The 12,614-nt window shown below is 47.0% G+C and carries 11 protein-coding genes and 1 tRNA gene; 6 read left to right on the forward strand and 6 right to left on the reverse strand.

Annotated elements, in window-relative coordinates; translation table 11 throughout:
* The first annotated feature begins 2 nt into the window (after positions 1-2).
* Positions 3-950, forward strand: coding sequence for a tRNA glutamyl-Q(34) synthetase GluQRS (gene gluQRS, locus ICN13_RS09485; protein ID WP_216140101.1), 948 nt, complete (start codon positions 3-5; stop codon positions 948-950).
* 1 nt (position 951) lies between these two features.
* On the opposite strand, the gene ICN13_RS09490 is transcribed toward gluQRS, so the two are convergent.
* The 3 genes from ICN13_RS09490 to ICN13_RS09500 all read right to left on the reverse strand — a co-directional run bounded on the left by ICN13_RS09490 (position 952) and on the right by ICN13_RS09500 (position 4,144).
* A complete protein-coding gene (locus ICN13_RS09490) occupies positions 952-2,421 on the reverse strand; it encodes a DEAD/DEAH box helicase (protein ID WP_216140102.1) in 1,470 nt (489 codons plus the stop codon).
* 6 nt (positions 2,422-2,427) lie between these two features.
* Positions 2,428-2,835, reverse strand: a complete 408-nt coding sequence (locus ICN13_RS09495; protein ID WP_087908528.1) for a heme-binding protein — start codon at positions 2,833-2,835, stop codon at positions 2,428-2,430.
* A gap of 124 nt (positions 2,836-2,959) precedes the next feature.
* The gene (locus ICN13_RS09500) at positions 2,960-4,144 is read right to left on the reverse strand and encodes an alanine--glyoxylate aminotransferase family protein (protein ID WP_216140103.1); all 1,185 of its coding nucleotides are present in this window, start codon (positions 4,142-4,144) and stop codon (positions 2,960-2,962) included.
* Between the two features lie 197 nt (positions 4,145-4,341).
* Between ICN13_RS09500 and ICN13_RS09505 the strand changes: the two genes are divergently transcribed.
* Both ICN13_RS09505 and ICN13_RS09510 read left to right on the forward strand, forming a co-directional pair.
* Positions 4,342-5,037 carry a GntR family transcriptional regulator gene (locus ICN13_RS09505; protein WP_216140104.1) on the forward strand — a complete coding sequence of 232 codons (696 nt, stop codon included), beginning with the start codon at positions 4,342-4,344 and terminating at the stop codon, positions 5,035-5,037.
* A complete protein-coding gene (locus tag ICN13_RS09510; RefSeq protein ID WP_216140105.1) occupies positions 5,034-8,111 on the forward strand; it encodes an FAD-binding and (Fe-S)-binding domain-containing protein in 3,078 nt (1,025 codons plus the stop codon). The genes ICN13_RS09505 and ICN13_RS09510 overlap by 4 nt, the downstream gene beginning before the upstream one ends.
* A gap of 15 nt (positions 8,112-8,126) precedes the next feature.
* On the opposite strand, the gene ICN13_RS09515 is transcribed toward ICN13_RS09510, so the two are convergent.
* From ICN13_RS09515 to queG, 3 genes are read right to left on the reverse strand one after another with little or no spacing between them, the layout of a single operon-like run.
* Positions 8,127-8,468, reverse strand: coding sequence for an AzlD domain-containing protein (locus ICN13_RS09515; RefSeq protein WP_255534108.1), 342 nt, complete (start codon positions 8,466-8,468; stop codon positions 8,127-8,129).
* A gap of 8 nt (positions 8,469-8,476) precedes the next feature.
* Complete coding sequence (locus ICN13_RS09520; protein ID WP_216140107.1) at positions 8,477-9,262, reverse strand: AzlC family ABC transporter permease; 786 nt, start codon at positions 9,260-9,262, stop codon at positions 8,477-8,479.
* A gap of 17 nt (positions 9,263-9,279) precedes the next feature.
* Positions 9,280-10,377, reverse strand: coding sequence for a tRNA epoxyqueuosine(34) reductase QueG (gene queG / locus ICN13_RS09525; protein ID WP_216140108.1), 1,098 nt, complete (start codon positions 10,375-10,377; stop codon positions 9,280-9,282).
* Between the two features lie 43 nt (positions 10,378-10,420).
* Here queG and tsaE point away from each other — a divergent pair, with 43 nt between their 5' ends.
* The 3 genes from tsaE (at position 10,421) to ICN13_RS09540 (ending at position 12,478) form a co-directional block, all read left to right on the forward strand.
* The gene (gene tsaE, locus ICN13_RS09530) at positions 10,421-10,966 is read left to right on the forward strand and encodes a tRNA (adenosine(37)-N6)-threonylcarbamoyltransferase complex ATPase subunit type 1 TsaE (RefSeq protein WP_216140109.1); all 546 of its coding nucleotides are present in this window, start codon (positions 10,421-10,423) and stop codon (positions 10,964-10,966) included.
* 4 nt (positions 10,967-10,970) lie between these two features.
* The gene (locus ICN13_RS09535; protein WP_216140110.1) at positions 10,971-12,317 is read left to right on the forward strand and encodes an N-acetylmuramoyl-L-alanine amidase; all 1,347 of its coding nucleotides are present in this window, start codon (positions 10,971-10,973) and stop codon (positions 12,315-12,317) included.
* An 85-nt stretch (positions 12,318-12,402) separates the two neighbouring features.
* A tRNA-Lys gene (locus ICN13_RS09540) sits at positions 12,403-12,478 on the forward strand.
* The last annotated feature ends 136 nt before the right edge of the window (positions 12,479-12,614 follow it).

The following is a 12,614-nucleotide window of genomic DNA, read 5'->3' on the forward strand; positions in this document are numbered from 1 at the left end:
AGATGATTTTAGCTGTGTCTACTTTGAAAAACCCCTCATCCCCAGCCGACGGCTACCGCGGGCGATTTGCCCCCTCGCCCACTGGCCCGCTCCATGCCGGATCACTGGTTGCCGCCTTGGGAAGCTGGCTAGATGCCCGTAAAAATGGGGGTAAATGGCTGCTCAGAATAGAGGATTTAGATGCCCCGAGATGTATTCCTGGGGCAGTCCAGCAAATTCAGGCGCAACTGGTCGCCTGTGGGCTTTCTTGGGATGAGGAACTTACCCATCAATCCCAGCGCCAAGATCATTACCAGAGAGCTTTAGAGCGCTTAAATGAGCTCAAATTGATCTACCCCTGCGCCTGCTCTAGGCAGGCTATTGCCAATACTCTAGCCGGCCTCGGAATAAAAACTCCCCGTAACCAGGAAATGGTCTATCCGGGAACCTGTAGATCACATTCGTTGGAAACTAATTCACCAGAATTGCTAAAGACATCCAAGGCGGCCTGGCGACTTGCTCTTCCCCAAAATTGCCACATTGAGTTTGAGGATTTAGTGCTAAGCCATCAAGACCAAGACCTCAATATAGAAGTGGGTGATTTTGTTCTGCGCAGAAACGATGGCATCTTCACCTATCAACTTGCAGTCGTAGTAGATGATGCTTTACAAGGAATTACGCATATTGTGCGTGGAGCTGATTTGCTAGGCAACACAGCAAGGCAAATCCATTTGCAAAAGGTATTGGGTTATCACACACCGCAATACTTGCATCTTCCTCTAGTGCTCGATGAGCATGGTGAGAAACTCAGTAAGCAGACTTTAGCAACCCAAATCAATACTCAAGATGAAAAACATGCGCTTGCAGAATTACGCAAAGCAGCACTGCATTTAGGATTGAATCATTTGCCAGATGGTGAAAGCATCACCATTGCAGAGTGGCTCTTAGCGGCCACTCGTGCTTGGCGCTGAATTACTTCTTTTTAAAGCCGCCCAGCAAAGCACCAATAGCTGGCTTGGCAGGAGTAATGCCCACTTTTTTCTCTTCTGGTTTTGCGCCCTCAGCTGCTGGTGGTGCAGCGCTTGGCTCATAGGGCTTGTAGAAGAATGGGTCAGGCATTTTCGCTGAAGCAGTATTGGATGAAGAGCTAACAGAAGAATAATTCGATACTCTACTTGGTGAAGGCGCGCCCTCTGGTAGAGGCTTGATATCAAGCTTACGCTTCATCAATTTTTCAATATCATCTAGCAAGCGCTTTTCACTTGCATCCACCAAGGCAATCGCATCACCCTTACTACCAGCGCGGCCTGTACGACCAATGCGGTGAATAAAATCTTCTGCGTTATATGGCAACTCGTGATTAATCACGCAGGGCATATCCGGAATATCTAAACCGCGAGCTGCTACATCGGTAGCAACCAAAGCTTCAATCGCACCTGATTTAAATGCATCTAATGTGAGAGTGCGCTCACCTTGACTCTTATCACCATGAATCGCACCTGCTTTAATGCCATCACGCTCGAGTGCACGAGATAAACGAGCACAACCCAAACGACTATTAGTAAAGATGATGCATTGACGCGATAAACCATTACGTGTGCGCTCTTCCAATACCTTCACAATAGCGCGTTGTTTATCTGCCGAGGCCACCATATGCACTACTTGTTTGACCGTATCGGCAGCAGCATTTTGACGCGCCACTTCAACTGTGACTGGAGTACGTAAATAGCTTTGTGCCAGTTTTTTAATTTCTGGCGAGAAAGTTGCAGAGAACAGTAAGGTTTGTCTTTGCGCTGGGATCAAATTAATAATGCGCTGCAGATCAGGCAAGAAGCCCATATCCAGCATGCGGTCCGCTTCATCTAATACCAAAATCTCGACTTGGGATAAGTTGGCAACTTTTGAACCAATATGATCAAGCAAGCGACCTGGGGTCGCAATCAAGATCTCAACGCCGTTACGCAAAATCCCAACTTGCTCCTTCATGTCCACACCGCCATAGACAACAGCAGCGCGTAAATCAGTATGTTTGGAGTAGCTAGCAGCGTTCTCTGCTACCTGCACTGCCAACTCTCGTGTTGGTGTCAGCACTAAGGCACGAATTGGATGGCGTGCTGGTGAAGCGCTATTACTAGCATGACGCAAGATCTTTTGAATGATAGGTAAGACAAAGGCAGCAGTTTTACCGGTACCAGTTTGTGCAGCACCCATCAAGTCGCTGCCAGCTAAAACATGCGGAATAGATTGCGCTTGAATTGGCGTAGGGATGGTATAGCCCTGCTCGAGTACCGCCTTTTGAATCTTTGGATCTAAACCAAAATCAGCAAAGGTAATTGTTGCTGGAGGGGCAGCGGCAGCAGTGGTAGCAGCGCTGGAGTCACTAGGGGCGACTGTATTGTCAGCCCCTGTAGTAGAAGTTATTTCAGTATCAGTATTTATCAAGGTAACTTACAGAATGGCTGCGATACCGGCCTTAGCGGTTTCAGCATCTTCAGCCGATTTAACGCCGGAAACGCCGACTGCGCCGATGGTAAACCCGTTTACCTCGATATTGACGCCACCCTCTAACATGCCCGATACGTGCGGGGCAGATAAGAAAGCATGACGTCCGTTATTAATAATTTCTTCGTAAACACGTGTCTCACGTTTACCCATTGCAGCGGTGCGTGCTTTTTCTTGAGCTATATAAGAAGATAAAGGTGCGCAACCATCGCGACGAATTAAACCCAACATATGACCACCCTCATCACAGACGGCAATCGTCACTGCCAAATTATTTTTAGCAGCGTGTTGATCAGCTGCATTCAAAATCTTTTGAACATCTGCCTGAGTTAAAAATGGTTTAGTAGCTAACATGTTTAATCTTTCTGTCTCGAATATGGTGTATTGAATTCATGCACTTCTATATAAGTACTTGAATTATAAGGGGTGCAGCTCGATTTGCCCTGAGGAATCTAGCTCCACCCGCCCTAAGTGCCTCTTATTTAAGGAACTCTTGCGCAGCAACTACCCCACTTGCCTTCGGTTTGAAGCCCATAGAGCCCAAACTCATCTCGACACCACTTAATGCAGCCATGAGATTGAGCTCGTTACAGTCACCTAAATGGCCAATACGAAATGCCTTGCCTTTGATCTTGCCCAGGCCAGTACCTAAGGAGAGATTGAATTTCTCTAAAGCGTGTTTACGCAGTACATCTGCATCCATACCTTCTGGTGTAGCAATACATGTGAGTACTGGTGAATAGCAATCAGTGTCTTGACACTGAATCTCTAAGCCCCATGCTTTCACTGCTTCACGACATGCTGCAGCTAAACGCTGGTGACGCGCAAAAATTGTGTCGAGGCCTTCAGCCAACATCATATCCATTGCTTCATGCAATCCGTACATGAGATTGGTGCTTGGTGTTGTAGGCCAGTAACCATTTTTATTGGATTCGAGGATTTCATCCCAAGCCCAATACGCTTTATGCATTTTGTTGTTCTTGCTTGCCTCAATTGCTTTTGGTGACAAAGCATTAAAACCAATACCCGGAGGCAGCATCAAGCCTTTTTGTGAACCAGAGATAGTTACATCAGCACCCCACTTATCGTGCTCATAGTCCGCAGAACCCAAGCCAGATACGCTATCTACCAAGAGTAGCGCTGGGTGCTTGAGTGAATCAATCGCTTTACGAACATTAGCAATGTTTGAAGTAACGCCGGTAGAAGTTTCGTTATGCACTACGCATACCGCTTTGATCTCGTGCCCAGTATCTTTACGTAAACGCTCTTCAATGACAGAAGCATCGACACCCCAACGCCAAGAATCTTGTCCAGCCTTACCGACTACCTCAACATCGAGGCCAAGACGCTTACCAAGTGCGCGCCATAAGTTTGCAAACTGGCCAGTCTCATAAAAAAGCACCTTATCGCCAGGACTCAGTACGTTGACCAACGCGCCTTCCCATGCGCCAGTGCCAGATGCAGAATAAATAATGACTGGCTGGCTAGTCTTAAAAATCTTTTTAATACCATCAAGGACCTTCAAGCCAAACTGACCAAACTCAGGACCGCGATGGTCAATCGTTTGATAGCTAATCGCGCGTAATACGCGTGGTGGAACTGGACTTGGGCCAGGAATATGTAAGAAATGGCGTCCAGATGCGTGGTTATCGAGTTTGAGCATGTTTTGTCTCGCTGGTTTTGGGTTAAATAATCTGCCTAGTGTAAGACAATTTTTGCCAATTTTCCATTTTGTATACAAAATATATATAGAAAACCTTAAAATAAAGCCTTTATTTAGCCTTAAAAGCCTATATTTATGCTTTATGATGGCTTATTGATATTTTTGTATACAAATTTAGGGTCTAGGGAATTAATGCCATGAAGGTAATTGAACAGCCTAATTCGCAGAACTTGCATGAAGCGATCTTCCAAAAGCTCAGACTGCTGTTGGTGGAAGGCAAGATTATTCCTGGTAGCAAACTCAATGAGCGGGAGCTCGCCGAGAGCTTGAACGTTTCTCGCACTCCGATTCGGGAAGCAATTCGTCGCCTAGCAGCAGATGGTTTAGTAGAGCTGATTGCGAACCGGGGTGCGATTGCGGTGCAACTCAGCCTTGAAGATGTCATTAACACTTTTAATGTGATTGCAGACTTGGAAGGTTTTTCTGGCGAACTAGCTGCGAACAATATTAGTGAGACCACCCTCTCAGAATTAGAGGCCCTCCAATATGAAATGATGGCTTCGTATGCGCGCCGTGATTTATCAACTTATTACAAACTCAATCTGCGTATTCATCATCTGATTAATCAAGCGGCTAATAATCCAGTGCTAGCTCAACTCTTCTCCCAAGTGAATGCTCGTATTGAAGCATTGCGCTTTCGATCCAATCAAGATGGCGTCAAATGGGAGAAGGCAGTGGAAGAGCATCAAGAGATGCTCGATGCCCTCAAAGCCAGAGACAGCGGCCGTATGCGCAAGATCATGATCCAGCACGTTCACAATAAACGCGACGTTGTAGTGCAGCTACTCAAGGCTGAAGCGGAAGCCACAACTACAGCAGAGGCAGTCAAATGAACAAACCCCTTGATCTTAAAGAGCTGATGGTGGATCAGGCGCAATTAGCGAAGCGCTTGCGTCAAGAAACTTCTGGCGATGTGATGACCGATAGTGCAAGTCGTGGTCGCTACGCTACTGATGCGTCGATTTACCAGGCAATGCCAGTTGCTGTATTTATTCCGAAGACCGCCCAAGATATTGCGAGTGCTATTCAGATTGCAGCCGAACTAGGCGTGCCCGTTCTTCCACGTGGTGGTGGCACTAGTCAATGCGGTCAAACTACTGGCGCAGCCTTAGTCATCGACAATACTAAATACTTCAGAAATGTTCTCGATCTCAATCTGGATCAAGGCTATGTCGAAGTTGAGCCAGGCATGGTGCTCGATCACCTCAACGGCTCATTGAAACAACATGGCCTTTGGTATCCGGTTGATGTATCGACTGCTGGGCAAGCAACGATTGGCGGCATGGCTGGCAATAACTCCTGCGGTAGTCGCTCGATTGCCTACGGCAATATGGTGCATAACGTTTTAGGAATCAACGCTTGGCTTGCCAGCGGCCAGGTTGGTGAATTTGCTAATTATGCAAATAGCTCTGGGGTTGCTAAAGAGCTGGGTGACTTTGTGAAAGGCTTGGCTAATACGCTGCAGCCTGAGATTGAGGCACGGTTCCCGAAAGTGCTAAGGCGTGTTGCAGGCTACAACCTCGATATCTTCCACCCCCAAAGTGAATTACCTTACACCCAAGATGGCAGTGTTAACTTAGCGCATCTATTAGTGGGTAGCGAAGGTACGCTGGCCTACTTCAAATCCCTCAAACTCAAATTAGCACCACTGCCACAACACAAAGTATTAGGTATTGTGAACTTCGCGAGTTTTTATAAGGCGATGGATAGTGCCCAGCATATTGTCAAATTAGGCCCTACCGCGGTTGAGCTAGTGGATCGCACCATGATTGATTTGGCACGCAGCAATCCGAACTTTAAGAAAACCATTGAGACTGCACTGATTGATCACACGGCACAAACTCCAGAAGCCATTCTGCTGGTAGAGTTTTCTGGTGAAGCGCATGCACCGCTCCTCGATAAACTCAAATCCTTGCAAGAGCTGATGAGTGACTTAGGTTTACCAGGTTCAGTGGTGGCAATGCCAGATGCAGCCTTGCAAAAGAATTTATGGGAAGTACGCAAAGCAGGTTTGAACATCATGATGAGTCTTAAAGGTGATGGCAAGCCAGTGAGTTTTATTGAAGACTGCGCTGTACCGCTAGAGAGTTTGGCTGATTACACCCAAGCACTAACTGATGTCTTTGCTAAATATGGATCGCGCGGCACTTGGTATGCTCATGCTTCAGTAGGAACCTTGCATGTGCGCCCTATTTTGGATATGCGCAGAGACGGCGCCCAAAAGATGCGCGCTGTAGCAGAAGAGGCCTCAGAATTAGTACGCAAATACAAAGGCGCTTATAGCGGCGAGCATGGAGACGGCCTGTGTCGTGGCGAGTGGATCTCTTGGCAGTTTGGCCCCACGATTACGGAAGCACTCTCGGAGATCAAGCACGCGTTTGATCCTAAGGGATTGTTTAATCCTGGCAAGATTGTGAATCCACCGAAGATGGATGATTCCATCAACTTTAGATTTCCGCCCAATTACAAAGTCATTCCATTACAGCCCGCATTAGATTGGTCTGCTTGGAACGTACAGAACGATCCCGTTACAGAAGAAACTACTGCGCCTGGCACTGGCGGTGATCCTGCAATGGGACTGGCTAAAGCCGTGGAGATGTGTAATAACAATGGTCACTGCCGCAAGTTCGATGCTGAAGTGATGTGCCCTAGCTATCGTGTTACTCGGGATGAGAAGCATCTCACCAGAGGAAGAGCGAATACTTTGCGCCTAGCACTATCGAATCAACTCGATATTAAGAGTGGCGCATCAACAGAAACCTCCCCACTAGCCAGCGATGCTATTAAAGAGGTGATGGAGCTTTGTATCAGCTGTAAAGCCTGTCGTCGTGAGTGCCCTACTGGCGTAGATATGGCCAAGATGAAGATTGAGTTCTTATCAGCGTATAAGAAACGGGTTGGCCACTCTTTGCGAGATCTCGCAGTAGCTTATCTACCGAAATATGCCTCTACGATTAGCAATATTCCACTATTGCCAGCACTCTTGAACCTGCGCAATCACATTGCTCCGATTGCCAAGCTTCAAGAATGGATTATGGGCATCTCCGCGCAGAGAAGTTTGCCAATCTGGAAGGGAAAAACTTTCTGGAACCAAAAAGCTGCACAAAATCATCAGTTCACGCCTGAAGAATTGGCGCAAGATAGCAATAGCAAAGGTGTAGTCCTGCTAGCCGATACTTTTAATGCCTATTTTGAAGATGAAAATCTCACCGCTGCCTTAAAAGTTCTCAAGGCCGCAGGTTACCGTGTGCATATTCCAAATAAGAGCAGCGGCAAGACAAAAGCAGCAAATAATACTTGCTCTAAAGAGTTTTGTTGCGGCAGAACCTATCTTGCCGCAGGCATGGTAGATAAGGCCAAACAGACTCTCGGTGAATTAGTCGACCATCTTGCGCCTTATGCGCAAAAGAACATTCCAATTATTGGCTTAGAGCCTTCCTGCCTATTTACTCTCAAGGATGAGGCTCTGGTGATGGGTTTTGGTGAGAAAGCGATCAGCGTCTCTAAGCAAGCTCAACTCTTAGAAGAGTTTTTAGCAAGCGAAGCTAAAGCAGGGACTCTCGAGCTGAATCTTAAGGAAGCCAGCAAGCCAGTACTCTTTCATGGACATTGCCATCAGAAGTCTTTTGCTGCCGTGACGCCAGCAATGGAATTACTCAAACTCATTCCTAAAGCAGAGCCTAAGTTAATTGAATCTTCTTGCTGTGGTATGGCAGGTAGTTTTGGCTATGAGGCTGAGCACATTGAGGTGTCTAAACAAATGGCCGAACTCAGTCTATTGCCTAGTATTCGGAAATCACCGGATGGTTGGGTGGTAGCAGATGGCACCAGTTGCCGTCATCAAATTGCGGATGGGGCTCAAAGAGAAGCCGTACATATCGCCAGAATTCTGGCGGCCCATCTCTAAACTTGTTTTCAGAAGTTAGCGAATCACGCCGTAACCCACCATCAACAAGGTTCCAGTCAGTAAGGCTGGGACCAATCGCTTGGTGGGTTTGGATACCATGACGCCAATCGCTAAGACGCAAATCAGAATGCGTATCCATAAGGGTACTGTTGACATCAAACCCAGTGGCATGACGATCAAACGAATAGTTAAGGCTGCCACCATTGCATAAGTGACAGCGGCTAGCCACCGAAAGATCTCACTATCTTGATTAATGCTATTGGAGAGTAGTACACCAATTGCGCGGCAGAAGTAAGTGCCAAGGCTAGCGCCAATCAAGGCAATCCATAAACCCCAACCAGAGAGCGCGTTTGCCATGGTGTTCATCATCCGATGACTCCAGACTTCTTGCGCAAGAACTTACGATCGATAAAGTAAGCCAGCGTTCCAGCTACCAGACCCGAAGTGAGCAAGCTAGTATCGCGGTCAACAATAAAAAAGATTGGGCCGAAAATACAACCCAACATCAGTGCAATACGGTTAATCCAGGGTTTGACTTCAGTAAAGGTTAATAAGAAGAAAAGTGGATTAATAAAAACGAGGCCCAATGTCACGGCTGGAGGCACCATGCCTGCTAAGTAAAAGCCTAAGATCGTTCCCGGAATAGAAATCAACCAGCAGAGTAGACCTAAGCCCACAAAGTAAGCCAGGCGGTGCTTAGTCTCAATCGCATGGAACTCTCTCATCGAGATTGCCCACGCAGTCATCGCTAATAAATGGACTGAAGCATACAAAGTGCGATTGCGATCTTTTTGATGAAACTGCGGAAAGAGTGTCACCGTCATGGTGATAAAGCGAGTGGAAGTTAAGGTGACTGCTAAAGCAATTGCAATCACCGATGAGCCAGTAATGGCCATCTCGAGCAAGACCACTTGCCCCGGTAAAGCGAACATCAAAAATGAAGTAAAGGTAGTGAACCAAACATCAAAGCCATTGGTCTTACCCATGGCACCAAAGCCAACCATACCGGCAAAAAGCACCATTGCTGGAGCGCCAGCCGCATCTTTGATCCCCGTCCAGAATGCATCGTTTGGACTCTTGAAGCGCTGAGCTGCCGATTCCTCTAGCGCGATTTCGCTAGGATCGATATAGGGTTGCTCGGACGATGACATGATTTAATTGTAAGCCCTTAGTTAGCCTTCAGAGCCCACTCTATATGCTCAGCTACCAGAGAATCAGCAGAACTTAAAGCATCGCTTAATGCCTGATGAATGAGAGTCTTATCAGCCGCATCTGTTCTAGGGCTGGCCAATGCATTACCCATCGCCACTGCCAGATTACGCCGCCAACGACTATAACCAATTCTTCGAATGGCGCTGCCCTCATGACGCTGCTCAAACTCTGCCTCAGTCCATGACCAGAGATGCAAGAGACTAGCTTGGCCTAAGCCATGACGCTGAGCAAAGTCTGGGAGCTGTGAGCGCTTGGCAAACTTATTCCATGGGCAGATGAGTTGACAATCATCACAACCATAAACACGATTACCCATCGCACTTCTGAACTCGATTGGAATTGCCTCGGGATTTTCAATAGTGAGGTAAGAGATGCAACGACGGGCATCTAATTGGTAAGGGGCAGTAATAGCTTGGGTTGGACAGATATCAATACAGGATTGACAGGTACCGCAATGCTCTTCCTGCTCCTGATCAATTGGTAATGGCACATCGACTAAGATCTCGCCCAAGAAAAAAGTAGAGCCAGACTCTCGATTGAGCAAGAGCGTATGTTTACCACGCCAACCTAAGCCTGCTTTACGAGCAAGCTCTACTTCCATTAACGGTGCTGAATCTGTGAACACACGATAACCAAAAGCACCAATCTTTTCTTCAATGGCTTTAGCAAAGTCTTGTAAACGATTGCGCAGTACTTTGTGATAATCGCGCCCACGCGCATACATCGAGACCACTGCCTGTGAAGGATCTTCTAATCGCCGCCATTCAGTATCGAAATCACTTTCGGGAGGAAGATAGTTCATCGAAACACAAATGACGCGCACTGCACCTGGAACTAGTAACTGAGGATTGGCGCGTAAGTCTACGTGACGCTGCATGTATTCCATATGGCCATGGCGCCCTTCTGCCAGCCATTCTTGTAGACGCTCAGAGGCAGGACCTAAGTGGGTATCGGTAATACGCAAACCATCAAAGCCTAAGCTCTCAGCCTGCTCCCCCAGCCAAGCGCGAAGCTTTGGCTGATCTAGGGAATGAGGATTGGTAGATAAAGACATAGGCAATACAGAATGTAGCGCAATAATTGAATAAACTAGGGCAATGACCGGAAATCAGACGCCCCAGGCATCTCCCAAAGCATCGCTTAAACAATATTGTAGGCAGGAAGCAGAAACTGCATCCCTAGCCCAGCATCTTGCCGCCTCCATACAAGAATGGATTGGGCAATCGCCGGCAGCGCACCTCAATATCTCTTTAGAGGGCGACCTAGGGGCAGGCAAAACGACTTTTGCCAGACATTTGATTCAAGGCTTGGGATATGAGGGAAAAGTAAAGAGCCCTACCTATACTTTGTGCGAACCCTACGCACTCCAATGTAAGCAACAAGCCTTTACTGCCCATCACTTTGATCTCTACAGAATGCGTGATCCACTGGAATGGCAAGAAGCAGGATTTGCAGAATATTTTGATGTTCCGGGATTTTGCTTAATTGAGTGGCCAGAAAAAGCCGAGGGCACTCTTCCCGCATTTGACATTCAGATTCAGTTGACAGCTGGCGCAGAAGAAAATGTGCGCACTATAAATATCAGCGCATTGTCTGAGCAAGGTAAAAAAGTAGTTGAGCAGATTCAAGCAACATCCAATTAAATATATGAGTAGTAAAAAAACTAACCTCTCTAGACGCCAGCATTTAAAGACTTCAGTCAAGTTCTTAAGTTTTGCCCTCCTCCTTACCGAGGTTGACATTGCTTGGGGCGCCAAGATATTGGGTGTTCGTATATGGCCCTCAGAGGATTACACCCGCATTACTTTGGAGTCCGATACTCCATTACCAATTACACAGCAGATCCTGACAAACCCAGATCGTCTAGTGGTTGATGTGCAGGGCTTAGAACTGAATCCAACACTGAAGGACTTAGTTGCCAAAGTTAAGCCCAATGATCCTTATGTATCGCAGATTCGGGTGGGGCAATTTCAGCCAGGGATTGTGCGTTTGGTGTTTGACCTAAAAGAACCTATCAAGCCACAACTCTTCACACTCGATCCTGTTGCTGAATACAACTACCGCATGGTATTTGATCTTTACCCTACAACGCCACTAGATCCACTCATGGCTTTGGTGAGAAGTAGCGCCAAGAAAGAGATTGCGCTTGAAAAATCCAATGAAGAGATTGATCTAATTGCTCAGTTCGCGACCAAGAAAGATAAAGAAGCAGCAAAAGCACCAGCTAATCCAGTAGCCCAATCCATTCCAGAAACAAAAGAGGCTCTAGCACCCCCTAAATACAAGAGATTAATTACGATTGCGATTGATCCTGGGCATGGCGGAGAAGATCCGGGCGCTATTGGCGCTGCAGGATCAAGAGAAAAGAACGTAGTCCTCTCGATTGCTAAAAGACTGAAGGAAAAGATTGAGGGTGAGGCCTACATGCGCCCTTACTTGACCAGAGATGGTGATTACTTTGTGCCACTGCATGTCAGAGTACAAAAAGCGAGACGTGTAGAAGCGGATTTATTTGTATCGATCCATGCAGATGCTTTTATTGAGCCCCGAGCCAAAGGTGCATCTGTATTTGCACTCTCCCAAATGGGCGCAAGTAGCTCAATGGCCCGTTGGATGGCGAACAAAGAAAATGCCTCAGATCTCATTGGCGGCATCAATATCAAGACTCAAGATCGTCAGGTGGCGAACCTACTTCTCGATATGTCGACAACTGCTCAAATTAAAGATTCCATGCAAGTCGGTCAATCCATCCTGAAACAAATTGGAGGTTTTGCTCCTCTGCATAAGCCAAAGGTAGAGCAAGCCAGCTTTGCTGTTTTAAAGGCTCCAGACATCCCCTCCATCCTGGTAGAAACTGCTTTTATCAGCAACCCACAAGAAGAAGCCAGATTGAATGATGAGGGCTATCAGGATCGCATTGCAGAGGCTATTTTGAGAGGAATTAAGGAGTATTTTTCCAAAAACCCACCAGTGGCCAGACGGGTCAACTCATAACGTACTTGTAAGTACAAGGGCTTACGGGCAGACGGCCTAGACCCAGGAGCGACTACAAACTTCTTGCTATAATTTCTGTTTTACCGGGTCGGTAGCTCAGTCGGTAGAGCAGCGGACTTTTAATCCGTTGGTCGCGAGTTCGAATCTCGCCCGACCCACCATATTAAGTAGGTACGTACCGGACACATGCTTTACGTCCGGTACCGACCACATGGTTTACACATTTACCAATCACATCCCCAATACTTTGGGACCAAATGGGTTTTCTAGGGCTTGTACCCTTGAAGACTCCATATC

Source organism: Polynucleobacter sp. MWH-Berg-3C6 (assembly GCF_018881855.1).
Taxonomy (GTDB): domain Bacteria; phylum Pseudomonadota; class Gammaproteobacteria; order Burkholderiales; family Burkholderiaceae; genus Polynucleobacter.

Coding starts and splice junctions, on each gene's coding strand:
- gluQRS (WP_216140101.1), top strand. CDS start 3: ATGATTTTAGCTGTGTCTACTTTGAAAAACCCCTCATCCCCAGCCGAC.
- ICN13_RS09495 (WP_087908528.1), bottom strand. CDS start 2,835: ATGTTAGCTACTAAACCATTTTTAACTCAGGCAGATGTTCAAAAGATT.
- ICN13_RS09500 (WP_216140103.1), bottom strand. CDS start 4,144: ATGCTCAAACTCGATAACCACGCATCTGGACGCCATTTCTTACATATT.
- ICN13_RS09505 (WP_216140104.1), top strand. CDS start 4,342: ATGAAGGTAATTGAACAGCCTAATTCGCAGAACTTGCATGAAGCGATC.
- ICN13_RS09510 (WP_216140105.1), top strand. CDS start 5,034: ATGAACAAACCCCTTGATCTTAAAGAGCTGATGGTGGATCAGGCGCAA.
- ICN13_RS09515 (WP_255534108.1), bottom strand. CDS start 8,468: ATGGCAAACGCGCTCTCTGGTTGGGGTTTATGGATTGCCTTGATTGGC.
- ICN13_RS09520 (WP_216140107.1), bottom strand. CDS start 9,262: ATGTCATCGTCCGAGCAACCCTATATCGATCCTAGCGAAATCGCGCTA.
- queG (WP_216140108.1), bottom strand. CDS start 10,377: ATGTCTTTATCTACCAATCCTCATTCCCTAGATCAGCCAAAGCTTCGC.
- tsaE (WP_216140109.1), top strand. CDS start 10,421: ATGACCGGAAATCAGACGCCCCAGGCATCTCCCAAAGCATCGCTTAAA.
- ICN13_RS09535 (WP_216140110.1), top strand. CDS start 10,971: ATGAGTAGTAAAAAAACTAACCTCTCTAGACGCCAGCATTTAAAGACT.